16 protein-coding genes are annotated in these 25657 nt (G+C 64.4%); 11 read left to right on the forward strand and 5 right to left on the reverse strand.

All coding sequences use genetic code 11. The features are described from left to right. Window positions 1-41: 41 nt before the first annotated feature. Both OKA05_RS12785 and OKA05_RS12790 read left to right on the forward strand, forming a co-directional pair. Window positions 42-1508 carry a carboxypeptidase M32 gene (locus OKA05_RS12785; protein WP_264487537.1) on the forward strand — a complete coding sequence of 489 codons (1467 nt, stop codon included), beginning with the start codon at window positions 42-44 and terminating at the stop codon, window positions 1506-1508. Window positions 1509-1530: 22 nt separating this feature from the next. Next, window positions 1531-2049, forward strand: a complete 519-nt coding sequence (locus OKA05_RS12790) for a hypothetical protein (protein ID WP_264487538.1) — start codon at window positions 1531-1533, stop codon at window positions 2047-2049. 100 nt (window positions 2050-2149) lie between these two features. On the opposite strand, the gene OKA05_RS12795 is transcribed toward OKA05_RS12790, so the two are convergent. After that, window positions 2150-2761 (reverse strand): hypothetical protein, encoded by a 612-nt coding sequence (locus OKA05_RS12795; protein WP_264487539.1) that lies wholly within the window; start codon window positions 2759-2761, stop codon window positions 2150-2152. Window positions 2762-2896: 135 nt separating this feature from the next. On the opposite strand from OKA05_RS12795, the gene polA reads away from it, so the two are divergent. Further along, entirely contained in the window at window positions 2897-5683 is a 2787-nt protein-coding gene (gene polA / locus OKA05_RS12800) for a DNA polymerase I (RefSeq protein ID WP_264487540.1), read from the forward strand. Window positions 5684-6157: 474 nt separating this feature from the next. On the opposite strand, the gene OKA05_RS12805 is transcribed toward polA, so the two are convergent. From OKA05_RS12805 to OKA05_RS12815, 3 genes are read right to left on the reverse strand one after another with little or no spacing between them, the layout of a single operon-like run. Next, complete coding sequence (locus OKA05_RS12805; protein WP_264487541.1) at window positions 6158-9781, reverse strand: hydantoinase B/oxoprolinase family protein; 3624 nt, start codon at window positions 9779-9781, stop codon at window positions 6158-6160. Window positions 9782-9827: 46 nt separating this feature from the next. Further along, window positions 9828-11069 (reverse strand): FAD-dependent oxidoreductase, encoded by a 1242-nt coding sequence (locus tag OKA05_RS12810; protein ID WP_319800652.1) that lies wholly within the window; start codon window positions 11067-11069, stop codon window positions 9828-9830. Beyond that, window positions 11066-11314 (reverse strand): acyl carrier protein, encoded by a 249-nt coding sequence (locus OKA05_RS12815; RefSeq protein WP_264487542.1) that lies wholly within the window; start codon window positions 11312-11314, stop codon window positions 11066-11068. The genes OKA05_RS12810 and OKA05_RS12815 overlap by 4 nt, the downstream gene beginning before the upstream one ends. 217 nt (window positions 11315-11531) lie before the next feature. Here OKA05_RS12815 and OKA05_RS12820 point away from each other — a divergent pair, with 217 nt between their 5' ends. From OKA05_RS12820 to OKA05_RS12840, 5 genes are all read left to right on the forward strand, one after another. Continuing rightward, a complete protein-coding gene (locus tag OKA05_RS12820) occupies window positions 11532-11885 on the forward strand; it encodes a hypothetical protein (protein ID WP_264487543.1) in 354 nt (117 codons plus the stop codon). A gap of 270 nt (window positions 11886-12155) precedes the next feature. After that, complete coding sequence (locus OKA05_RS12825; protein WP_264487544.1) at window positions 12156-13358, forward strand: glycosyltransferase family 4 protein; 1203 nt, start codon at window positions 12156-12158, stop codon at window positions 13356-13358. A gap of 29 nt (window positions 13359-13387) precedes the next feature. Next, window positions 13388-14566 carry a glycosyltransferase gene (locus OKA05_RS12830; protein WP_264487545.1) on the forward strand — a complete coding sequence of 393 codons (1179 nt, stop codon included), beginning with the start codon at window positions 13388-13390 and terminating at the stop codon, window positions 14564-14566. Continuing rightward, a complete protein-coding gene (locus tag OKA05_RS12835; protein WP_264487546.1) occupies window positions 14563-15936 on the forward strand; it encodes a hypothetical protein in 1374 nt (457 codons plus the stop codon). Before OKA05_RS12830 ends, OKA05_RS12835 begins: the two co-directional genes overlap by 4 nt. After that, a complete protein-coding gene (locus tag OKA05_RS12840; RefSeq protein WP_264487547.1) occupies window positions 15933-17192 on the forward strand; it encodes a glycosyltransferase in 1260 nt (419 codons plus the stop codon). Before OKA05_RS12835 ends, OKA05_RS12840 begins: the two co-directional genes overlap by 4 nt. Here OKA05_RS12840 and OKA05_RS12845 read toward each other — a convergent pair. Continuing rightward, complete coding sequence (locus tag OKA05_RS12845) at window positions 17179-17865, reverse strand: MBL fold metallo-hydrolase (RefSeq protein WP_264487548.1); 687 nt, start codon at window positions 17863-17865, stop codon at window positions 17179-17181. The two genes, OKA05_RS12840 and OKA05_RS12845, sit on opposite strands and share 14 nt — an antisense overlap. Window positions 17866-17982: 117 nt before the next feature. On the opposite strand from OKA05_RS12845, the gene OKA05_RS12850 reads away from it, so the two are divergent. The 3 genes from OKA05_RS12850 to OKA05_RS12860 all read left to right on the forward strand — a co-directional run bounded on the left by OKA05_RS12850 (window position 17983) and on the right by OKA05_RS12860 (window position 25646). Next, complete coding sequence (locus OKA05_RS12850; protein WP_264487549.1) at window positions 17983-21456, forward strand: PQQ-dependent sugar dehydrogenase; 3474 nt, start codon at window positions 17983-17985, stop codon at window positions 21454-21456. Between the two features lie 129 nt (window positions 21457-21585). After that, window positions 21586-22116 carry a hypothetical protein gene (locus OKA05_RS12855; RefSeq protein WP_264487550.1) on the forward strand — a complete coding sequence of 177 codons (531 nt, stop codon included), beginning with the start codon at window positions 21586-21588 and terminating at the stop codon, window positions 22114-22116. Window positions 22117-22262: 146 nt separating this feature from the next. Then, window positions 22263-25646 carry a 1,3-beta-D-glucan phosphorylase, GH149 family gene (locus tag OKA05_RS12860; protein ID WP_264487551.1) on the forward strand — a complete coding sequence of 1128 codons (3384 nt, stop codon included), beginning with the start codon at window positions 22263-22265 and terminating at the stop codon, window positions 25644-25646. Window positions 25647-25657: the final 11 nt, after the last annotated feature.

The raw sequence follows: 25657 nt of genomic DNA on the forward strand, positions 1-25657 counted from the left end.
CGGGCATTGCACGGCCTCGCTTGTCCTTTCAAGCTCGCCCCGTGAGCACTGCCCTCGAACGCCTCCGCACCTTGGCCCGCGAGCGGGCCGTCGTCGCCACCTCCGCCGCCACCATCGGCTGGGATCAGGAAACCTACCTGCCGGATGAGGGTCACGAGTGGCGCGCCGACCAGATCGCCTGGCTTTCGGAACGCGCCCATGAACTCGGCACCTCCGCCGCCTGGGGTGAAGCTCTCGCCACCGCCGAAGCCGAGTCCGCCGCGCCCGCACTGACCGTCGTCATGCGCCGCGACTTCGACCGCGCCACCAAGCTCCCCGGCGAACTCGTCGCCCGCGAAGCCCAGGCATCGTCGCTGGGAAAGCAAGCATGGGCCGACGCCCGCAAACGCTCGGACTTCGCCTCCTTCGCTCCCCATCTGGAGACCCTGCTCGGAATCGCCCGTGAGAAGGCCGACCGCTGGGGCTATGAGGCCGAGGCCTACGACGCGCTGCTCGATACCTACGAACGCGGCTCCACTTCCGCCGGCATCGCGTCCTTGTTCGGAGCATTGAAGCCACAACTCCGCGAAATCGCCGCCGCGGCCGTCGAACGATCTAACAAGCGCAACGCCACCCTTCCCACTGGCGTCTATCCCATCGCCGCCCAAAAGGAGTTCAACGCCTTGGTCGCAGAGTCGCTCGGCTTCGATTTCAAGGCCGGCCGCATCGACACCACCGCGCATCCGTTTTGCACCACCCTCGGCCCCCGCGACATCCGGCTGACGACGCGCTACGACGAAAGCGATTTCACCTCCTCGCTCTTCGGCGTCATGCATGAGGCCGGTCACGGGCTCTACGAGCAAGGGTTGCCCGTCAGCGAGGTCGGCCTGCCCTCCGGCGATGCCGCTTCGCTCGGCATCCACGAGTCGCAGTCACGGCTGTGGGAAAATCACGTCGGCCGCTCGCGTCCGTTCTGGGAAAAATGGTTGCCGGTCGCGGTCCAACATTTCCCGGCGCTCGCTCACACCTCGCTCGATGACTTCCTCGCTGCCATCCACCGCGCGGAGTTCTCCTTCATCCGCGTCGAAGCGGATGAGGCGACCTACGACCTGCACATCCTCCTGCGCTTCGAGCTGGAGCGTCGTCTCGTCGCCGGCGAGCTTTCCGTGAAAGACGTGCCCGCCGCATGGAACGAAAGCTTCCGCGACCTCTTCGGCATGACCCCGCCAGATGACGCCCACGGCTGCCTCCAGGACATCCACTGGGCGATGGGAGGCCTCGGTTACTTCTCGACCTACACACTCGGCAACCTGAATGCCGCCCAGCTCTTCGCCGCCGCCACTGCCGATCCCGCCATCGCCGCCGGCGTCGCCAAGGCCGAGTACGCCCCCCTGCTCTCCTGGCTGCGCAACAAGGTCCACGCCAAGGGTGCCGTGCTCACCCCAGCAGAAATCGTCACCCAGGCAACCGGCAAGCCCCCCTCCCCCGAAGCGCACCTCGCCCACCTGAAGGCCCGCTACCTCGGCTGAAAAACGCCAAGCCATCCTTACCATGTCGTTCCGCCGCGTCTGGATCGTTCTGCTGGTCACCGGCCTGGTTGTCTTCCTTTGCTCTCGTTTTGTGAAAAACAGTATCACGGAAACCAGCAAGTCCGCTTCTGGAACTACCGGAGCTCACGATGAGAAAGGGAAGCCGCACTCAGCCGAAGAAGTCTCCTCAAGCCACAAGGTCCGCGAGCGGGAACCGGAGAAGCGTCCCGGCATCAGCGACATGCTGGCCTCGTTCAACACGCCCCTGCCGGGATTGATTGAATTTCCCCAGCAGACCCTACAAGAGCGCATCCTCGCTACGAATGCATTACTAAAGAAGACCGGCATCGCCCTACGCTTTGGAGTGGATGAAGAGCAGGACCCCTCACAAAGCTTGCTTGAGCTACAGGTACCGGCCCTCTTGCTGGAGAATGCGACTCCAAGGCTGATCCTGCTCCACGACGTCAACGCTTTGAAGAAGGACTTTTTCTTCAACGAAGAAGAAGGTGAGGTCTTGTTCCGCGAGAACTTCGGCGGATAAACAGGGGCGACTTCCCTCAAGGTGAGATCGACACGAAAAAACGGCGGCCATCGGCCGCCGCTCTCAAGTCTTGCGTCTTGGCTCTTCGAGTCTTTCGTCTCTACTTGATCTCCATCCCGCTGTTCGGCCAGATCCACTTGGAGACCTTGCCGTCCTTGATGAGGGCTTTCGCTTGGATGGTCTTCACTCCGAAAATCGTCTCGGCCTTATAGGCCGCTTGGCCGGTCTGATACTTTGCGCCGTCCACTTCCTCTTCCTCGCCGGCCTTCCAGCCGAGCACCTGCTCGAAGGTGAATTCCTTCACCTGCTTCTCTTTGATGCTATCCTGCATCACCTTCACGATGTCGTCGGCGCTGAGGGTGCCGGAGGCGACGGGTGCCGGTGCGGGCTCCGGAGCTGGTTCAGGCGTTGGGGTGGGTGCGGGTTCGGGAGCCGGATCAGGCACCACGGGAGTGGGCTCCGGCGTAGGTTCCGGCGTGGGAGTCGGCTCCGGATCGTTTTTGACCACCGGTGGTGGCTCGGGAGCGGGCGTCGGCTTCGGAGTTGGATCCGGCTTTGGTGGGGCCGGGGTTTCCTCCGCGTCCTCGGGAGTCTCCTGCACCACGATCGAGACAGTCGTCCTCCCAGTCAAAGTAGAGCGCAAGGACGGCTCTAGGAAGTAGCCAGCCGCTCCAGCAGCCACGACACAAAAGATCGGGAAAACAACGTTCATGTGACTGCGGATACGTAGGATCTCAGGCCGGTCTTTGACGAGAAATTTCACCGGGCGTTTCCCCCGGTCCATTTCCACCTCCCGCGCCGCCCTTTCCGCTTCCCGGCTCGCCACGACGCCCCGTAGCCTCCGCCCATGCCCCGACTTTTCCTGCTGGATGGGATGGCGCTCGTCTATCGCGCGCACTTCGCCTTCATCCAGAATCCCATTCGCAACTCCAAGGGTATCAACACGTCAGCCCTCTACGGCTTCATCAATACGCTGCTGACGATCTTGGAAAAGGAGAAGCCGTCCCACCTCGGCGTCGCATGGGACACCTCCGCCCCGACCCCGCGGCACGTGAAATTTCCGGCCTACAAGGCCCAGCGCGACGAAATGCCGGAAGAGCTGGCCGCCGCGATTCCAAACGTCAAACGGCTCTGCCAAGCCTTCCACCTCCCGCTGCTCGAAATCGACGGCTACGAGGCGGACGACCTGATCGGGACGCTGGCCAAGCGCGCCGAAGCCCAAGGTTTCGAGACCTACATGGTCACCCCCGACAAGGACTTCGCCCAGCTTTTGAGCGACCGCACCTTCATGTGGAAACCCGGCAAGAAGGGTGCCGAGCACGAGGTCATCGGCGTTCCCCAGCTCATGGAAATCTGGGGAGTGCCCGAACCGCACCAGATCATCGACCTGCTCGGGCTGATGGGCGACTCGGTGGACAATATCCCCGGCGTCCCCGGCATCGGGCCGAAGACCGCCCAGAAACTCATCGCCGACTACGGCTCGGTCGAAAACCTCCTCGCCAATCTCGCCTCTCTCAAAGGCAAGCAGAAGGAGAACCTCGAAACCTATGCCGAGCAGGCCCTGCTCTCGAAGGACCTCGCCACCATCATCATCGACGCGCCGATCGAGGTCACTTGGGCCGATCTCGCCCTGACCTCCCGCGACGACGACGCGGTAAAGGCGCTCTTCACCGAGTTCGAGTTCCGCACCCTCACCAAGCGCCTCTTCGGCGACTCCGGGAACGCCGCGAGCGCGGACTCCACTCCGCCCGAAGCCGGTGAGCAGACCACGACCGCCCCGGTCTTCTCCCACCTCAAAACGATCGCCGAGGTCCCGCACACGTATCACCTCGCTGACACCCCGGACAAGCAGGCCGAGCTTTTCGCCCAACTCGCCAAGCAGGAGCGCTTCTGCTTCGACATTGAAACCACCTCGCTTGATCGTTTCGAGGCCAAGCTTCTTGGTGTGGCGTTTTCCTGGAATGCTCATGAAGGGTGGTACCTCCCCTACTCCGATCCCTTGCTTCCGGCTCTGCGCACGGCGCTCTCCTCACCCGTGGAAAAGATCGGCCATAATCTCAAATACGACCTCTCCGTACTTCACCGCTACGGCATCGAGGTGGCCGGACCGATCTTCGACTCGATGCTCGCGCATGGCCTGGCCTTTCCCGACCAGCGCCACAACATGGACTACGTGAGCGAGACCATGCTCGGCTACACGCCGGTCAAGCTCCGCGAAATCGCCAGCGCCATTCCTTCACCCGAAGCGAGCGAAGATCTCTTCGCCTTCGCGGAAACCAAGAAGGCTTCCAAGAACCTCGATATCGCCGCCATCCCGCTGGCCACACTGGCCGAATACGCCGCCGAGGACGCCGACGTCACCTGGCAGATCGCGGAGAAACTGCGGCCTCTGTTAGATGGCCAGCAGCACGTGTTCCGCGACATTGAATGCCCGCTCTCACCGGTGCTGGTCCGGATGGAGATGGAAGGTATCGCCGTCGACCGCAACGCCCTCAGCGAGATCGGTGTGCAACTCCAGCAGCGGATCGACGAGCTTTCGCTTTCGATTGCGACCCTCGCCGGACGCCCGTTCAACCTCAACTCCCCCAAGCAGCTCGGCGAGATCCTCTTCAACGAGCTCGGCCTCGCCGACAAGGCGAAGAAGACCAAGACCGGCCAGTTCAAGACCGATGAGTCCACGCTCGCCTCACTCGCCGGCAAGCACCCGATCATCGACGAGATCCTCGAATACCGCGAAGCCACCAAGCTCAAGGGCACCTACCTGGACGCGCTTCCCGGCCACATCGTCCCGAAGACCGGGCGCATCCACACCCAGTTTCACCAGCTCGTCGCCGCAACCGGCCGGCTCGCCTCCACCGATCCGAACCTGCAGAACATCCCGATCCGCTCGGCGCTCGGCCGTCAGATCCGCAAGGCCTTCGTGCCCCGCGAAGGCTGCACCCTGCTTTCGTGCGACTACTCTCAGATCGAGCTCCGCGTCATGGCCGGGCTGGCGAACGATGTCTCGATGATCGAGGCCTTCCGCGAGAACCGCGACATCCACACCGCCACCGCGGCCAAGGTCTGGGGCATCTCTGAAACCGAGGTCACCCGCGAGCAACGCAGCGGCGCGAAGATGGTGAACTTCGGCATCATCTACGGCATCTCCGCCTTCGGCCTCAGCCAGCGCCTCGGCATTCCGCGCGGCGAAGCGGGCGAGATCATCGACAACTACTTCAAGCAGTACCCGGCGATCAAAGAGTTCATGGATCGCACCATCACCGAGGCGCGCGACTGCGGCTACGTCGAGACCCTCAGCGGCCGCCGCCGCTACTTCCCGGATCTGACTTCGGCGAACCAAACCATTCGCGGCAATGCCGAGCGCGCGGCCATCAATACCCCGATCCAAGGCACCGCCGCGGACATGATCAAGCTGGCGATGATCCGCATCGATGCCCTGCTCCGGGAAACGCCCCACCAGACGAAGATGCTGCTCCAGGTCCACGACGAACTCGTCTTCGACCTCGCGCTCGGGGAGCAGGAAGAACTCGTCCCGAAGATCCTCCACGCCATGGAAACAGCGCTCCCGCTTCCCGGCGAGGTGCCAATCTTGGTGGAGCACGGCACCGGCCCGAACTGGTTAGCGGCGCATTGATGCCCATTGAGGCCAGCGGGGCTTGCTCCGCCGATCTTGACTGCGCGTTTGGCAATCTTCCGCGGGGAGGATGGGCTCGTTGCACCCCTGCCGGTTATGTGATTATAAAAAATTCGTTATCATGGTCTATTGATTATAGGGAAATTCGGACGATAGGTGCCAAAGCCATGAACGCGCCTTGTCTTTTTCGCCGTCGCGCGATTTCGGAGGTTGTCGAGAAGGAAGACTTCTCCAATCCCCCTCCCCGAGCTGCCGGAGGGGGTGGGAAAACCGCTCGTCGCGGGTTTCCGGCCAACCCTCCGGCACTCCGAGAGCTTTCCTTTGTGTGTGATAGAATAGTTGGGTGAAAACTTCCGGTCCGCCGCTGGTGTGAAGCCAAAGAGGAGGCTTCCGAATGGCTGGCGCGGCGGTCCGGCGGGACAGAAAACGCGGCGGCATCGGCTGGGGGGCCGATGCCGCCGCGAACCGTTTCGCTCAGATCGCTCCGTAGCCACCACCGCCCGGCGTCTCGATGACGACGCGCTCGCCGGCCTCGGCCTGGTAGGTCACCGCCCCCGGCAAAGTTTCGCGGCGACCACCGGGATGCACACGGACCTGCTTCCCCGGTGAACCGCCGCTTCCGCCGTGAAGTCCGCGCGGCCCAGCCAAGCGACGCTCGGTGAGAAAGGAGACAACCAGCGGCTTGAGGAATTCCACCTCGCGGGTCACGCCATCCCCGCCGTGGTGCTTTCCGGCACCGCCTGAGCTACGGCGAATCTCGTACTTCCAAAGCCGCACGGGAAAGCGGTGTTCCATCACCTCCGGATCGGTGATCGCGGTGTTCGTCATGTGAACGTGGCGACCGGAACTGCCGTGGTGATGCGGCCCCGCGCCGGAGCCGCCCGCCAGGGTTTCGTAGTAGCCGAAGCGTTCATCGCCGAAGAGGAAGTTGTTCATCGTTCCGGGGCCGTTTGCAGCCAGATCCAGCGCCTCTAACAAAAGGTCGGTGAGCCGTTGGCTGGTCTCGACATTGCCGCCGACCACGGCGGGTGCCCGCGCCGGATCATCGCCGAACTCCGGAGACAAGATGCCCGGCGGGATCACCGTCTCGACCGCTTCGAGCAGGCCCTCGTTGAGCGGCACGTCTTCACCCAGCCACAGCCGCAACGCGAACAGCACCGCGCTGCGGACGATGGCAGGCGTGGCATTCAGATTGCGCGGATGCACGCCTCCGGTGCCGGTGAAGTCGAGGACCAGCTTACCAACTTCTACGATCATGCGGAGTTGTAGCGGAGTGCCATCGTCAAAAGAAGAGGACACCGTTCGGTCGAGCGTGAGCCCTTGCAAGCGCGCTGCCATCAGGACGGCGGATCGATCAATGATGCCCCGCAGCTCATCGCGCACGATGTCTCCCCCGTTTGCCGAGGCGAGTTCCTCCAACGCGCCCACCCCGTGGTGGATCGAGGCGAGCTGCGCTTCGAGGTCGGCGAGATTGTCGGAGATGCGACGCGATGGCCACGGAGCGTCGCGCAGCAGCGTCTCGATCTCCGGGAATCGAGGCACTCCGCCTTGGACCAACAGCCGAGGCGCAATCACGACGCCTTCCTCGGCGAGGAAGCGTGCATCCGCCGGCATTGAGCCCGGGGCCTTGCCGCCGATCTCCGCGTGATGGGCGCGGTTCGCGACAAAGCCGATCCGCTTTCCGTCCCGGTCGAAGACCGGAGCGATGAGCGTGACATCCGGCAAATGCGAACCACCGAAGCCGGGATGATTCGTGATGACCACATCGCCGGGCCCCGGATCGAGCACGCGCAGAACCTCGCGGACACATACGCCAAGCGCCCCGAGATGAACCGGCACGTGCGGTGCACTGGCAACGAGATGGCCGGCGGCATCCAGCAGCGCACAGGAGTAGTCGAGCCGCTCCTTGACGTTGGTGGAAAGTGCCGTGCGCCGGAGCATCTCCCCCATCGCGGTGACGATTCCTTCGAAGCGGCTGCGGAAGAGACCGGCGGAAACCGCGGAGGGAAGATGGTGGATGGAAGATGGGAGATCGTCGGCCGCCGATTTTTCTAACAGCAACGTCCCCCGTGTGCCACGCCGCATCGTCCAGCCTACGGGGATGAAGCAAGTGGAGAAGCGATCCTGAAGCAGGATCGGCCCCGGAGCCCTCTCTTCGGAAAAGCTCTCCGAAATGGCCTCATCGCCTTTTTCCTCGGCGACCACGCGCAGAGCAACAAGCTCCACCGGGCGACCCAAAGGCGGCGGATAGCCGTAGAGCTTCTGATACTCGGCGGCAAAGGCCTCGATAAGTTCTGCGGTCGAAACATCGGCGGAGGACGATTCGACGGTGAGAGAGCTATCTTGCCCCGTGAGCCGGAGGTCGGCGATCCATCGATACGCCGCCTCGGGAATCGTGACCCTGGCGGCCAGCGCCTCCCATTCGGACGCGAGAGACGCCCTGCCTTCCAACGGCTTCAAAACCTGCTTCACCCGCTGCTCCTGCCGGCGGGCCCGCTCAAGACCCCAGGCGCTGAGCAACCCGGCGTCCGCTGGAATGAGCACACGGGAAACACCGAGGCGATCCGCGACCGCGCAGGCGTGCTGCGGCCCGGCTCCGCCGAACGCGAGCAAAGCAAAGTCCCGGGGATCGCAACCTTCGCGCACGCTGACACCGCGGATCGCTTCGGCCATGGTTTCCACGGCGATGTCGCGCAGGCCGGAAAGCAGGTGATCGGCCGTCGTTTCCTCACCCGCATCGCGGAGGTCGGCGAGGAGCTGTTGGAGACGCACCTCGGCCGCCGCGCGGTCCAGCGGAATGCCAGCCTTGGCCGGGTCCATCAGATCTAACAGCAGGTTCACATCCGTCAGCGTCAGTGGCCCGCCACGGCCGTAGCACGCTGGCCCGGGATTGGCACCGGCGCTTTCGGGTCCGACCTCGAGGCGACCGTTCCGCCACTGGCAGATCGAGCCGCCGCCGGCAGCCACGGTCTCGATCTTCAAGGCCGGTGCGAACACCCGCGCGGAACCGATCTCCTGCTCCTGCCGCCACGTGAAGGGCCCGTCAATGCGCGCGACATCCGTGCTGGTGCCGCCCATGTCGAAGGTGAGGACTTTCGGAAAGCCGGCCCTCCGTGCGAGTTCGGCAGCACCGACGAGACCGCCCGCCGGACCCGACAGCAGCGAATCCTTCGGTCGGAAATCGCCAGCGGGCACCAAGCCGCCGGCACTCGTCATCAGCCACGGCTCCGCTCCCAGCGGTCCCGCCACGCGGCGGACAAACCGCTCCATCACCGGCGCGAGGTAAGCATCCATCACCGCGGTTTCCGCCCGGGGCAACAGGCGGATCATCGGCGCGACCTCTGAGGACAGACAGACGTGGGAGAATCCTTCCTCACGCAGCATTTCCCCGACCCGGCGCTCATGGTCGGGATTCGCCCACGCATGAATCAGCGCGACGGCAGCAGTCTCAAGCCCCTGTGCCCGCAAGGATCTCACCTGCTCACGAAGCTCCTCCGGATCCAGCGGCTCGATCTCCGCGCCCGAGGCATCCAGCCGTCCCCCACACTCGCAGACCGCACTGGCAAGCGGCTGGCGTCTCGGTTGGTCCAGCGAGAAGAGCAACTCGCGCCGCTGGTCACGGATCTCTAACAAATCACCGAAGCCGCGGGTAACAACGAACAGCACCGGCGCGCCCTTCCGCTCTAACAAGGCATTCGTCCCACGGGTAGTCGCCACACGGAAATCCACCGGCGGTAACGGTTTCCTCGCCGGCGTGCCGGTGAGAAGCCTCGCCGCAGCGACCGGGGCCTCGTCGCCACAAGAGAGTTCAAGGATGCCACCAGCTACGAGATCCGTGGTAGTTCCTCCGAGCTTCAGGCAACGCGCGCCATCGCGGCTGTCGAGCACGATGACATCTCTTCCCGCCCACCCGGCAAGCGTGCCATCGCTCAGGGATAGTTCCGAATCGGTGATCCACCAGCCATCTTCTTGAGACACGAGCCGGCAACGAAGGGTTCCGTCGGAAAGGATCTTCGCCCGCCGTTCGGCCCCATCCGGACCGAGCGCCCAGGCATCGGTGAAGGTCCCGCCGGTATCCACTCGGATGCGCCACTGCATGCGCCCAGTGGAAAGCGTGATGGCCGATCAGGAAAGACCCGAGTGCTCAAACCCCGAACGGAAACTGCCGCCGGATCGCTTGCGCGAGACCGTCCGTCTCGCCTTTCGCCACGAGCGCCGCCGCCAGCCCCGCCGCTTGGCCGGTGGCGAAGCAAGTGCCCATCACCCGCACCGAGGCCTGCGCCCCGTGGTCGCACGAAATGCAGCGACCTGCGACGAACACCCCATCCAGCGCTTCCGGCATCAGGCACCCAAGCGGAATGCCGGCCGCCTGGTCATTCTCCGGATACCGCAACTTCGGCCCCCGGTTCGTCTCGCGGAACTCCAGCGGCCAGGTCGCCAGCGCAATGTCATCCTCGTGCCGCACGCCGCCGAGCACCTCCACCTCGGTCAGCACGTGCCGCCCTTTCCAGCGACGGCTCTCTCGAACCCCCGCACGGACCGGCCACTGGGAAATACAGGCGCCTCCCCAGCCCGCCGCTTCCTTCCGCAGAAAATCCACCGCCGCCGCCGCCACACTCCGGCCGGTAACTTCCAACCGCGACAGGCAGGCAACATCCAAAGGATTATAGTCACCCTCCTCGGCACCACTCAGGTCGATGGTCCCGAAAATCTCCCCCGCCCGGCCGCTGGCCCTGAAATGCAGCCCGAGAGTCTCCTTCGAGAGCAACCCGCGCCGCACGCCATCGACGATCCGCCCTGCCAGCGCCAGCCCTTCCTCTCCGCCGGCCGCGCCCTGCACGCCGAAAACGTAGGCCGGTCGCTGCAGGCGGGACGACTCGGTCATTTCCGACCCCGCACCCAGCAAATCCGCCAGCACCGCATCGCCCGATGCATCGATCAGAGCCTTCGCCCACAACTCACGGCGTTGCCCGCGGCACATCGCATCCACGACCCAAGAATCACCCTCGTGTGCCGCATCAAGCGCCTCGGTATGGAAAAGCACCTCCACACCGCTTTCGCGCAGCAGTTCATCGGCGATCCTCACAAACTCGACCGGGTGCTGCCGCAGCACCCACACACGGCCCATTTTCACCGGGCCGCTCTCGCCGGTCGCCCGTAGCATCCGCTCCGCCATCTCTGAGGGAAATCCAGCGTTCGCGATCACCGGCGCGCCGTCTCCTAACAGATAGAGCCCGCAAAACGTGTGAACCAGCGACGCCGTCCCCATCCCGCCGGCGAAGCCATATCGTTCCACCAAAATCACCCGCGCTCCCGCACGCGCCGCCGTGACAGCCGCCGCCAATCCGGCGCTGCCTGCCCCAAGCACCAGCACATCGGCAGTCATGCCCGCTTCCTCCCGATCAATTCCGCCAGCGCCGCGGGGGTGCCGAGGCTCTCCCGACCCGCATCTTCGGGGCCGATGACCGCGCCGAAGCGCTCCTCCGCCACCACGATGAGCTGCATCACCGCCATCGAGTCCATGCCCGCAGTAAACAGGTCTCCATTCGCCGGAAAGTCCGGCGCCAGATCGACTAGTCCCTCATCGCGCAGCATTGCCATCACCTCGTCCGCCGTCGGCGTTTGATTCATCCCGCCGCCACGGGAACAAAGGCAGACAATCGCTGCAAGTTTCCTTCCCGTCCGCGTCCTCCTTCTGGATGGCTCTCCGTGCATCCTGCATCCCACTTTCATGCAAGGAGCCGCATTCCTCGCCCGAAATTCGTCGTAACTCATTGAAAATCGAACGGCACTCGACGTGCCAAACTAAGGTATGAGCCGTTAGGCCCATCAACCATATACGACCATCATGAAAATGCCCCTTATTCCCACGCTGATTGCTGCTGCTGCCTACACCTTCGCCTTCACTTCGTGTGATTCGCGCCAAGAAGAGGTTCGTGAAGACAGCCTCGAAAACAAGGCCGACAACTTGGAACAGAAGGCTGACGCGGTCCGCAAGGACGGTGAAGCCGCTGCCGACGCCACCGAAAACGCCGCTGACCGCGTGCGCAATCAGGCCAAGGACGCGATCGATACCGAAAAGGAAACGGCCGAAGCCCGCGCTGACGCAGCCGAAGAAAACGCCGATACCATTCGCAAGGCCGCCGAACAGAAGGCCGATGCTCTGGAAGAAGAAGCCGACGCCAACCGCGAGGCCAAGTGAGGCCTCTCCTGCACTCCATCTAGTCCTGCTAGCTCCGGCTGGCAGGACTTCCCACCCCCTATCAGTCATGAAAACTCAACATCACCAGACCTCGTCTTCGACTGCCGAAACCGTAGTGCTCACGTCCATTTATACGGCGTTGGTGCTCGGCTACGTCGTCCTGGCTTTCCTTTTCCAGTAAGGCCCACGCGATCGCGTGAAGGCAGTTCGTTGACCTTGAGGACCATAAAGGTAGGATCGGCCCGGCCCTCCCCGGCCATCCCCCCTTAAATGAAAATCCTGGTCCACGATTACGCCGGCCACGCCTTTCCGACGTCTCTGAGCCGAGCGCTCGCGGCGCGAGGGCACCAAGTGGTTCACGCCTTTGCCGGCTCACTGCAGACGCCGCGCGGCGATTTGCAGCGGCATCCCGCGGATGCTCCGACGCTGGAATTCCGCGAGATCCCGATGGATCCGGATTACCCGCGGTTCAAATATTCGTTCCGGCGTCGCCGCGACATGGAGATCCGCTACGGCAAGGCCGCCGCGGAATTCGTGCGCGAATGGAAGCCCGACGCCGTCCTCTCCGGCAACACCCCGACCGAGACCCAGGAGCCCATCACCCGCGCCACCGTCGAAGTGGGCGGTCGCTTCTATTACTGGGTCCAGGATTTCTATAGCCTGGCAGTCGACAAGCTCCTGCGGAAGAAGATCCCGGTCGCCGGTGGCTTCATTGGCGCTTGGTATCGTCTGCTTGATTCGCGGCAGTTCAAGCGCAGCAGCGGCATCGTCGCAATCACCGCCGACTTCACTCCCATCCTTGCGGGTGAATTCGGCGTCGATCCCGACCGCGTCTCGGTGGTTCCCAACTGGGCGGTCATCGAGGAGATCCCCGTCCATCCCAAGGACAACGCGTGGTCGCGCCGACATGATCTCCACGACAAGTTCGTCTACCTCTACTCCGGCACCATCGGCATGAAGCACAATCCAGCGATGTTGCTGGAGCTTGCGAAGAAATTCAAAGACGACGACTCGGTGCGCATCGTGATCGTCTCGGAAGGCATCGGTGCCGACTGGCTTCGACGCGAGTCCGCCGCCGCAGGCCTGACGAACCTACTACTCCTACCGTACCAGCCATTCGCCGAGCTGCCGCAAGTGCTGGCCAGCGGCGACGTGCTGGTGGGCATCCTGGAGGAAGAAGCCGGCGTCTTTTCCGTCCCGTCGAAGACCCTCAGCTATCTGTGCGCTGCCCGTCCGCTACTCTTGGCAGTCTCGAAGCAGAACCTGGCGGCCCGCATCACCCGCGAGCACGGTGCCGGTATCACCGTCGAGCCAAAGGACATGGAAGGCTTCCTCGCTGCCGCGAGCTTCCTCCATGCCTCGCCCGAAGAGTGCAAGGAGTTCGGACGCAAGGCCCGCGCCTACGCCGAGGCGACCTTCCCGATCGAGAAGACCGCCACGACCTTCGAGAAGATTCTAACGGCCAAGCCGTGAGCCTTGCGGTAAACGTTGCCCGCCCGCCCATGCGCTGCCTCTGGATCACCCGGCAAGACCCCCGCCCCGCTGACAGCGGCGAGCTGATCTACACCCTCGGCCTGCTGACGTCGCTGGCCGCCCGGCCCGGCCTGGAGATCACCGTGCTCGCGCATCATGGAAAAAAAGATGGCATCGGTGGCCCCGCAGTCATTTGGGAACTCCATGGCACCATCCCGAGCGGACGGCTTCGCAGCCTCGGCTCCACTTTGCCCGGTGATGCCTTCCGCCTCGGCAATCCCGTCCAGCGTGCCGAGCTGACACGCCTGTTAGAAAAACAGTGGGACTGGATCATCATCGACCAAGCCGCCTGTGCCTGGGCGCTCGACCAAGTCGGCAATGACCGCCGGGTGGCCTACCTTGCGCACAATCATGAGACCTCGGTCCGGCGTCAGGTCGCGTCCGATGGCAGCGGCTCCTTCCCCATGAGGATGGCCCTCAAATGGGACTCCGCCAAATACGGCCGCATGGAAAGCGCTCTCTGCCGGCGCGCCATCCTCATTTCCGCAATCACCCCTCGCGATGCCGGGGCCTTCCGCAGCGAAAACCCCGGCAAGCCGGTCTGCATCCTGCCACCGGGCTACACTGGCGAAATTCCCGATGGCCCGCCGCGCCCGATCACGGCCGAAACCCCACGCACCGTGGTGCTCGCAGGTGCCTTCGAGTGGCTCGCCAAGCGCCGCAACCTCGAATCCTTCCTCCGCGCCGCGACGGGTCCGTTCCAGCAAGCCAAGATCGGCTTCCAGGTCGTCGGGAAGGCCGACCCCGAGTGGTTTGCAGCGCTCGCCCGCGAGCACCCGTGGGCAACCTTCACGGCCAATGTGCCATCGGTCACCCCCTACCTCGACCAAGCCCGCATCGGCTTGATCCCCGAGGCGCTCGGCGGCGGCTTCAAGCTCAAGGCGCTCGACTACATCTTCCGCGGTCTGCCGCTCGCCTCGGTCGAGGCGGCGCTCAGCGGCGTGCCGGTCGACCCCGCCACCGAGGCCATCGCCGCGCCCGATCCCGAGTCGCTCGCCCGGGCGGTAGCGGAGAAGATCGACGATCTCGCCTTCCTCAATTACGCCGCCAGCCGCGCCCTCGCAGCCTGCCGCCACGCCTTCCGTTGGGAAGACCGCGGCGATCTGTTAGGCCGGGCCTTGGAAAACCCCGACGCCTTCCGCGCATGACGGCGACGACCCACGACGCCATCGAAGTGCCATCCACCGCCGCCGCGCCGTGGGTGGAGCGGCTGTTGTGGGTGTTCATGGCTTCCTTCGCCTTTGACTACCGCGCTTCCCAAGCGCGCGAGGCCAGCGGCGGCGCAGGCATCGATCAACTCGTCTTCCTCGCCCTCGCGGTCTTCTCCACGGCCGGCATCCTCTTGTTAGGCTGGCGACATTTGCTGGTCCGCCCCGGTGCCTGGCTGATCCTCGGCTGGGGTGGTTTCCTCGCCTTCATGGCGGCGAATGCGATCCTGCAAGGCGTCGCACCCGGACGCTCCCTGCGAATCATCCTGCCGCTTGTCCTTTGCCTGGCGGGCATCATGAACGCCCACATCGCCGGCTGCGTGGGCGTGAAACCATCGCACATCATCGCGCCGGTCTTCGCCGCAGCCTGCACGAATGTGCTGTGGCGGATCTTCCACGGCTTCGTCTTCAAGGGCGTCACCATGGAGACCGCCCGCGTGGAGGTGCAGAGTTCGGCCAACAACTGGCTCGCCGCATGGATCGGCTGCGCGCTGCTGCTCCGCTCGCGTTTCCACTGGCTGTTGCCGCTGGCAGTGGGCGTGCTGTTCTTCGGCATCTTCATTACGGTCACGCGCTCGCTGCTGTTCCCGGTGATGGCGTCGGCCTGCGCGAGTTCACTGTGCTTCCTGCTCGGTGTCCGCTGGGGCATTTATCAGCCCATCGATGCCTTGAAGCGGTTGTGGCCGGGCTTTGCCATCGGCGGGCTGGCGATCGGTGCCATCGGCATCGCGGCGCTGGTGGAGCCGCACCAGATCGAGCGCTGGAACGAGCGGCTCTTCCACCACGCGGAGGACCGCAATACCACCGCCGACATCTCATTCCTGACCCGGGTCGCCGAGGCGGACGCCATTTTCGAAATCCTCAACCGCGAGCCGGTCCACTACCTGCACGGCAAGGGCATTGGAGCCTCCTACTACTGGCATCCATCCTACATTCCGGAGATCCGCCTCGTCTTCCCGCCCGATGTCGAGCTGGGCGAGGACGTGTGGTTCGCCGGACACTCGACGTGGACGTATTCGCTCTTTTCCGGCGGCCTGATCGGGCTGCTGGCCCACGTCGCGCTGATCGCCGGAACGATGGTCGCCTCGCTCGCCGCGGCCCGCGCCAATGCCTCCGATCCGGGCCCGGACCAGTGGCTGGCATTTCTCCCCTTCATCGCGGCATGCTGCCTGCTCAGCGAGACGCTCACCTCAAATCCCTTCGACGAACGCCTCGCCGCGATGATTTTCGGCGTGATGGCCGGGCTATCGCAGGCTTTTCTGGTGCGGGCCTCCTGGATTCACGCCGGGCAGCCCCCCACCCTCCGATGACTTCCGATCCGCCGCCGAAGACCGTCGCCCTGGTCGATCCGCTCTGGATCGGCCACCATCCGATGTACTTTTCGCAATTCACCGCGACCTTCCTTCGGCTGGGCACCTTCGTCATCGGCCTCTGCCCGGAACCCGGCGAGGCCTTCTCCGCCGCACGCACCGCCTCGATCAGTGCGGTGGCGGACTTCGACCGCCGCGTCTCCACCCACAAGCTGCAGGGCGGGAAAAAAAGCTGGTTTGGTGGCCGCTTCGAGGGTGACCCGATGCGCACCTACCAACGCTGGAAACGCTGCGCCGACACGTTGTTCGAAGCCGAGCAGGCGACCGGCCGCAAGGCGGACCTCGTATTCTTCCCCTACCTCGACAGCTACCTGCGCTTCCTGCCCTTTCCGACGGTGCCGCACCTGACGATTGACCGCCCTTGGAGCGGTCTCTACCTGCGCAATCACCACCATGGCGAAAGCGCCTCGCCGGTGAAGTCGCTGCGCCTGCTCGCAAAGGGCGACGCCATCATCCGCAGCTCGCTGTGCCGTGGCATCGGCGTGCTCGACGAGCGTTTCATCGACCCGATGGAGCGCTACACCGGCCAGGACGTGCATGCCTTCCCCGACGTCACCGATGCCTCGCTGCCAAGCCGCCCCTACGCACTCTCCGAAGAAATCCGCCACAAGGCCGCCGGGCGCAAGATCATCGGCCTGCTCGGCATGGAGCGCCGCAAGGGCCTTCTCAATCTCCTGCGCGTCGCCGAAAAGGCCCGCGAACTACGACTCCCGTGGTACTTTGCCTGTGCCGGCCACTACGAGCGGCCGGAGTATTCCGACGAGGAACACGCGCTGGTCGAGCGAACCGCCCGCGGCGTCGCCAGCGGTGAAATCGACAATCTCCACTTCACCCTGCCCGGCGGCCGCATTCCTGCGGAAGAGGATTTCAATGACGTCTTCCGCACCTTCGACGTCGCGTGGGCGGCCTACGAGGGTTTTCAGGGTAGCAGCGGAACGCTCGGCAAGGCCGCGGCTTTCGACATTCCCTGCCTGGCATCCGAGGGTGAGTGCATCGGCCACCGCGTGGAAGGCTATCGTACCGGCCTGACCATCCCCGAAGGCAACAGCGAGCGGGCACTGGAAGCGCTCCGCCGCATCCTCGACGGGCGCGATTGGGACGACCGCCCCTTGCAGAGCGACTTCGCCCGTTTCCGCGCCGATCATGGCGTGCTTCGGCTTGAGTCGCTACTGGGTGGAATCCTCAATCGCCTTTGAGGCGACCGGCGAGAATCCGCAAACGTCGCAAGTGCTCCTCCGCTTCCGCATCGTCCGCGTGATTGGGGATGACTCCGGCCAAATCGAGCGAAAGTGCCTTGTGAATGCTCTCCGCCATTCTCTCGGGCTCCGCATTCAGGATGGCCGGTGGAAAATGAGACCACCGGCTGAAGCTGGCGAAAAGGTCACCGCAGAACAGCAGCTTGCGTGACGCACAGTAGTAGCCGGTGTGCCCCTCGGTGTGCCCCGGCAAATGCACGGCCCGCAAGCCACCCCATAGCTCGAGCTCATCCCCGTCATCGATCCAGCGGTCCGGAACAAACGGCCGGAATCCCAGCAACGGGCGGCCAATCCCCTCCAAAGCACCCGCAATCCGCGACCAGCCGAGGGATCTCGTCCGGCCAAGATAACGGCCACCGTCCAATCGCGGAGCCGCAATCCACGCCCCGGTTTCCTTCGCCAAGCGAGCGACATTCAGGCTGTGATCGAGGTGCCCGTGGGTGAGCAGGATGCCGCGGACCGGTTCGTTTTCCCAGCCGCGTTCAGCCAAGGCCCGGCGCAGGCTACGACTCGCTCCCAAGAACCCAGCATCGAGCAGCACTAAACCAGACTCGTCCTTCAGCACGTGAAAGTTCACGAGCGGCGTCCGGACGCGCAGAAGATCGGCAAACACGCTGTCGATTGAATCTCACCGCTTCATGGCGTAAAGGAGCGATGCCCGAAACAAACCCGATACGCCCGCCGCCGGGGATCCGGGTTGAAGCGAATGTCGCTCATTCCCTGAAAAACCATGAATGCCTTTCAATCCGTCATCTGCACCGGACTGCTCCTGTCCGCCCCCGCCCTCGCCGCGCCCCCTACCGGCGGGATCACGCGGCATGTCTGGACGGGCGCCGGCGGCTCGGAAGTCGCGAACCTGACCTCGTTGGCGACCTTTCCGAACACCCCCAACCAGACGAGCGTGCTCACCACGTTCGATGCGCCGCGCGACGCTGCGGACAACTACGGCTCCCGGGTTTTCGGCTGGGTTCATGCGCCAGTCACGGGGAACTACCGTTTTTACATCCACTCCGACGACAGCAGCCAGCTCTGGCTCAGCACGAACGAATCGCCGGATCAGAAGCGCAGGATTGCCGGCGTTTCGGGCTGGGTGCCGGCGGGACAGTGGACCAACTCACCGGACCAGACCTCGGTGGAGATCCCGCTGGAAGCCGGCCGCTACTATTACATCGAGGCCCTGCACAAGGAGGGGGGCGGCGGCGACCACCTTGGCGTGGGCTGGACCTATCCGGGACAAGCATCCATCGCCTACCTGCCCGGCAACCGCCTCAGCACCTGGCAAAACGTCGCGCCCATCGCGAACAACGACTCCGATTTCGTGCGCCCCGGATCATCCGTGATCCTCCGTGTGCTCGCCAATGATCTCGATCCCAACGGCCGGGACACCCTCAACCTCTCGTCGCTCGCCATCGTTTCCCCTCCCACCCACGGCACCGCGACCGTCCGTTCCGATGGCAAGCTCGGCTACACCCACACTGGCAGCGGCACCGGCACGGATTCGCTGACCTATGAGATCCGCGATACCACCGGGCTCGTTTCGACCGCGACCGTGTCCCTGCAGATCACCGATGCCATGCGATTGCCGCTCGCCGCATCGAAGATGCCGGCCAATCCCCCTCTCCAGCAGATCGCCGCCGTCAACGCCTTCCCCTCCATCGGTTTCTCCGAGCCGCTGGCCATGGCAACGCCCCCGGGTGAGACGAACCGCTTGTTCGTCGTGGAAAAGGGCGGGGACATCGAGGTGATCGCAAACCTCGCTGCACCGGCGCTGGGCGCGCAGCCATTCCTCAACCTCGACTCCATCGTCAACGCGCGGGAAGCAGTGCCACCCGATATCCCGGACGAAACGTTCGAGAATGGCGGCGAAGCGGGACTGCTGGGTCTGGCCTTCCATCCCAACTACGCGGCGAACGGCCGCTTCTTCATCTTCTACTCGGTCTATCTGGGCACGGCCCCGAACCGTGTCCGTTACCAGCGCCTGTCGGAGTTCGCGCGCTCGACCGGCAATGCCAACCTTGCTGACCCGGCATCGGAGAAGATCCTGCTCCAGCAGGAGGACGCGCACGACAACCACAACGGCGGTGACGTCCATTTCGGCAACGACGGCTACCTTTACGTCAGCTTCGGCGACGAAGGCAGCCAGAACGACGCGGAAGACAACTCGCAGCGCATCGACAAGGACTTCTTCTCCTCGATCATGCGCATCGACGTCGATTTCGATCCGTTGAACTACAACTTGGACCCGAGCCTGCGTCCTAACAGCCACACGGCGGTGATGATCGATTCCTTAACCGGCAACCCGCACTACAAGGTGCCAGCCGACAACCCGTGGGTGAACGCGACCACTTTCAACGGGCTAGCCGTGACACCGGCCAACGTTCGCACCGAGTTCTGGGCCGTGGGCCTGCGCAATCCATGGCGCTTCTCCTTCGATCGGCCCACCGGTGACCTGTGGTGTGGCGATGTCGGCGGCGGAAGCTGGGAGGAAATCAGCAAGATCGCCAGAGGCGGCAACTATGAATGGGCCTTCCGTGAAGGTTTCGACACCGGCCCCAAATGGAACTCGCGGCCGAGCGGCTGGACTGGCGCGCAGGCACCGCTCTACGCCTATGGCCACGGCTCGGGAACTTTCCAAGGGAACTCGGTCACCGGCGGTGTGGTCTATCGCGGCACGGCCTTGCCTTCTCTAACAGGCCGCTACATTTTTGCCGATTTCTCGTCGGGGCACATCTGGGCGATGAACACGACCACCGCGGCCGTGGAGCGGATTGCTGGAGAGGGTGGCATCGCAGGCTTCGGTCTCGATCCCTCGAACGGCGACGTCCTGATCGCCGACCTCAACGGCCAGATCCGGCGACTCGTCAGCCAAGCGGTCGACACCGGCTTCCCGGCCACGCTCGACGATACCGGCTTGTTTGCCGATGTGGCGACGCTCGTTCCATCCGCAGGCATGGTCGCCTACGACGTGAATCTCCCGTTCTGGTCGGACCATGCGAAGAAGCGCCGCTGGTTTGGCATTCCCAGCCCATCGGCCACCCTCGGCTTCCACGAAGAAGGAGCATGGGACACGCCCGCCGGGACGGTGTGGGTGAAGCATTTCGACATGGAGATGCAACGGGGTACTCCAGCCTCGGCAAAGCGGCTCGAAACGCGGATCTTCGTCCGCAATACGACCGGAGCCTACGGAGTCTCCTACCGCTGGAACGCTGCCGGCACCCAGGCCACGCTGGTCAACGAAGCCGGTGAGGAATTCGACCTCACCATCGATGTGAGCGGCACCCCGACCGTCCAGCGCTGGCGAATCCCATCCCGCGCCGAGTGCATGACCTGCCACTCCTCCCAAGCGGGTCTGTCGCTCTCGTTCCGGACGCGGCAGTTGAACGCACCGGGACAAGTCGGACTCGAAAACGGCAACTTTGTGCAACTTCTCGCGGATGCCGGCTACCTAAGCGGGCTCGATGCCTCGCCATTGACCTTGGCCAAGCACGTGGCTCCCGACAATGCGGCCTACTCCCTGGAAGCACGCGCGCGGGCGTGGCTCGATGTGAACTGCGCCTATTGCCACATGGACGGCGGCACCGCTCCAGTGAACTTCGACGCCCGCGCCGAGCTGCCGCTCTTTTCCACCGAAACGGTGAACGTCATCCCGAGCAGCGGGGTGTTTCATCCGGACGACCGGCTGCTCGTCCCCGGCCAGGAAGAACGGTCCGTGCTCGTCCATCGCGCGGCCGTCCGCAATGGCTACACCCGCATGCCACCGCTGGCATCGAACGTGGTCGACGCCGCTGGAGTCCAGTTGCTCAAGGACTGGATCGAGTCGGAACTCGCCAGCCGCCAAAGCTTTGCGGCTTGGACCGCAGAGAATCTCGGAGCCCGTCCACCGGCAGACCAGCTTGCCGCCGCCGATCCGGACGACGATGGCCGCGACAACCACACCGAGTTCCTGGAACACACCGATCCGCTCGGTTCCGACGGCAGTCCGGTGCTCGGTGCCTCCTTGAGTGGGGGTGATTTTCACCTGACCATGCCCTCGCTTCCCGGGCGCGGAGTGCTGCTTGAGGCTTCGCCCAATCTCGTGGATTGGAGTGTCTGGGAGATCCCCGGAAACGACGGCGTCGAGCGCGCCATCGGCATGCCTTGGGAGATCGCAGTGCCAGTCTCCGAAGAGCGCCAGTTCTTCCGCGCACAAATCGAGGAGCGGTAAACTTACAGCCGCAAGCGGATCCCCGGCAACTGCAGCGTCACGTGCAATGCAATTTTATGCACTTCAAGCTTGCGCGAGGATCCCGGCACGCCCATCTTTCCCACCGCGAACCCAACCAACATGAAACCAATGACCCGCACTGCCCTCCTCGCTGCCACCGCCCTGCTGATGATCCCGGCCTTTGCCCAGGAGACCAAGCCGAAGGAAGAGTCCGCGCCAAAGAAGGAGGAAGCCAAGCCGGCTGAAACGCCCGCCACCACGCCGACCCTTGATTTCGGCGACCACAGCTCGTCGGCCATCACCACAAAGGCATGGCAGGCCCTGACTGCCGCCAAGCATGCCGAAGTCGATGGCTACGTCGCCAAGTGCATCGAGCTCTACGAAGCCAAGGCGCTCGAAATGCAAAAGGGCCTCAGCGAAGCGGCACCCAAGGAAACCGCGGCTGAACAGTGGGCGCTCAACGACGTCGGCACCTGCTACTTCATCCGCGGCCAGTCGAAGGAAGCCCGTGGCAAGAAGGACGAAGCCATGGCCGACTACAAGGTGCTCGTCGAGAAGCTCCCCTTCGCCCAGTGCTGGGACACCAAGGGCTGGTTCTGGAAGCCGGCCGACGCGGCCAAGGACAAGCTGAAGAGCCTCGAGTTCGACTCCTTGAAGTGAACGAAGCAAGCCGCTTCCCCGAACGCAGCGGCAGCCGGGGAAGCTCGTCCGATTTACCTCCGCACCCGTTTTTGAAGAAGGCCCGTCCCCGGGCCGCCTGCATGGATTGATTCCGCCGGTCCTCCTCCCGTCCGGTCGCTTGCCTTATGTCCGCTCCGCCCACCGCCCCCCAGCTTCCGCCCGCAATCGGCATCGGCCCCTTTCCACCCGCCAATCGCTGGACCAGCGAAGCGGGGCAGGACTACGCGCTGATCGAGGGCCTGGAAGACATGGCTCCGTTCTTCCTCAACATCGTCAGCTCGGACGACCATTGGCTGTTCTGCGCGAGCAACGGCGCCCTGAGCGCGGGCCGCGGCACCGCCGATTGCGCGCTCTTCCCCTACGAGACCGTCGACAAGATCATCGAGGGCTGGAACACCACCGGCCCATGGACGGCAATCATGGCCGGGGATGTCCTATGGGAGCCGATGCGACCGGCGACCCTCCCCTCGCCCGCGGTGAAACGCCGGCTGCGCAAGAACATGACCGGCGACGAGGTCGTCTTTGAAGAAGAGCACGAAGGTCTCGGCCTGCGCTTCTCCTACCGCTGGCAATGCTCGGCGCGCTTTGGCTTCGTCCGCCGCGCCCGGCTGGAAAATCTCGGCAAGCGTCCCGTCCGGCTGCGCCTGGTGGACGGCCTCGATAGCCTGCTACCACCCGGCGTGGACAAGCGCATGCAGAGCCAGCTCAGCTGCCTGGCCGATGCCTACAAGCTCAGCGAACTCCAAGCCGGTGGGCGGCTGTTGATCCACCGGCTCGCTGCGGGAATCATCGACCGCGCGATTCCATTGGAGAGTCTCCATGCCACCACCGTCTGGGCTCATGGCCTCGACGGAGCACGCACTTGTCTCACGCGCGGCGAGGCGGAGGAATTCCTCCGCGGCACCGCGCCACGCCCGGCCTCGGTCGTCCGCGGTCAGCGGGGAGCGATGTTTCTCGCCCGCAGCTTCCAACTCGAGGCCGAGGATTCCGTCGATTGGATGATGGTCGCGGAGGTCCGTCAGTCGCAGGCCGAAGTCTCCGAATTGGCCCGACAGATGGACGATCTGGAAACGCTCGCCGCGGAGGTCGATGCCGACGTGCTCGACGGCCGCGCCCGCCTGCAACGGCGCGTCGCTTCAGCCGACGGCATCCAGCACGGAGCCGACCGCGACGCCACCCTCCACCACTACCACAATACCCTCTGCAACATCCTCCGCGGCGGCGTGCCGGTCGAAGGATCCAAGATCCGCCCGCAGCAATTCGCGGCCTATCTCACCAAGCACAACACTCCCCTGCGCGAACGCTATCGCTCGTGGCTAAGCCACCTGCCCCCCGTCTTGCCCCGAGAAGCTTGGCTGGAGGAAGTCCGCGCCCTCGGTGAGCCGGACCTTGAGCGGCTCGCGGTGGAATACCTGCCGCTCGTGCTGAGCCGCCGCCATGGCGACCCGAGCCGGCCGTGGAACCGCTTCGACATCCGCGTCCGCGATGAAAACGGCGAGCGCATCCAACATTTCGAAGGCAACTGGCGCGACATCTTCCAGAACTGGGAAGCGCTCGCCTGGAGCCACCCCGGCTACCTCGATGCCTTCATCACGAAGTTCCTCAATGCCTCCACCATCGACGGCTACAACCCGTACCGGATCTCCTCCGATGGCCTCGACTGGGAAGTCCCCGATCCCGAAGACCCGTGGGCCACGATCGGCTACTGGGGCGACCACCAGATCGTCTATCTGCTGAAATTCCTGGAGCTGCAGGCGGCGGTGCGGCCGGACTTCCTCGCCGGCCAGCTCGACCGGGCGGCCTACGTCTTCGCCGATGTCCCCTACCGGCTCTGCGGCTGGGAAGAAACCCTGGCAGATCCGCGACACACGGTGCGCTTCGACCAAACGCGCCATGCCGTGCTGATGGAGCGGAAAGCAGAGATCGGCTCCGATGGGCTGCTCCTGCGCGACCAGCAAGGCAATCTCTGCCGCGTGACCCTTGCGGAGAAGCTCTTGCTGCCCGCCATGGTCAAGCTCGCCAATCTGGTGCCCGGCGGCGGGATCTGGATGAATACCCAGCGCCCGGAGTGGAATGACGCCAACAACGCGCTCGCCGGCTGCGGCCTCTCGGTCGTGACAGCCGCGTATCTGTTCCGCTACCTCGCCTTCGTCGAAGCACTCGTGGCCAGCCACCGGAGTGAGACTCTTTCCCTCTCCGCTCACCTCACCGACCTCATCGCCGCGCTGGATGAGGTCCTGGCCGACCCGCGCTGGCAGTCGAACGATCCCGGAGCGCGCTTCGAGCTCGTCGCATCGGCCGGCAGGGCCGCGGAACGGCATCGCGAACAAGTCTATCGCGATGGCCCCGGTGAAACCGTGGAGCTGGACCGGGAAGAACTCCTCGACTTCCTCCGTCGCGCCGGATCCGCCGTCCGCCGGACCCTCCAACAAAACCGCCGGCCCGACGGGCTCTACCACTCCTACAATGTGCTGGAGAGCGATGATTCCGGCCGCCGCATGGAGCTGGCCCGTCTCTCGGAAATGCTCGAAGGCCAGGTCGCCATCCTCACCTCGGGTCTGCTCGATGCCGGTGAAGCGGCAGCGTTGTTAGAAGCATTGCCGCAGAGCCAGCTCTACTCCACCCGCCACGACAGCTACCTGCTTTACCCCGACCGCGAGCTCCCCGGCTTCCTCGATTTCAACCGCGTGGACGAGGGCCAGGTGTTCGGCATCGCGGCCCTGTCGGAGATGCTGGCTGCCAAGGACCATCGCATCCTCGTGCCCGATTCGGCCGGCGGGTTCCGTTTCCATCCCTCCTTGGTCAATGACTACGAGCTCGCCGCCGCGCTGGAGCGGGCCGGAGTGACCGGAAAGGACCGTTCGGCCATCCACGCGCTTTATGAGGCGGTATTCAATCACCTCGCATTTACCGGCCGGAGCGCAACGATGTTTGCCTACGAGGGCCTCGGTTGCATTTATTGGCACATGGTCTCGAAGCTCATGCTCGCCGCGCAGGAATTCGCGCTGAAGTCGGATGGCGACCTGCGCCGCCGGCTGACCGTCTCCTACTACGGCATCCAGCGCGGGCTTGGCTTCCGCAAGTCGCCGCAGGACTACGGTGCCTTCCCCGCAGAGGCCTACTCGCACAGCCCTGGCTATGCCGGTGCCCAACAGCCCGGCCTGACCGGCCAGGTGAAGGAGGGCATTCTCTGCCGCTTCGGTGAGTTGGGCGTGAGCTTCGACCGCGGCGCGATCCGCTTCCGCCCCCGCCTGCTGCGCGCGGCCGAGTTTGCCACCGATCCAAGGGGCGAGAGCACGCTGTCCTTCACGCTGGCTGGAACGCCGGTGGTCTATCAATGCCGCGATTCGCTGAACGATGCGACCTTGACCGTCCGTTCCAGCGACGGCCGGTGCGACACGATCCCCGGCAGCATCCTCCCCGTGGAGCACGCTGCCGAAATCATCCGCCGGTCCGGCCGGATCACGGGCATCGCAGTGGATGTCCCCACCACTTGGCTTCTCCACTAAACCCTAAAGAC

It is taken from the genome of Luteolibacter arcticus, assembly GCF_025950235.1.
GTDB classification, from domain to species: domain Bacteria; phylum Verrucomicrobiota; class Verrucomicrobiia; order Verrucomicrobiales; family Akkermansiaceae; genus Haloferula; species Haloferula arctica.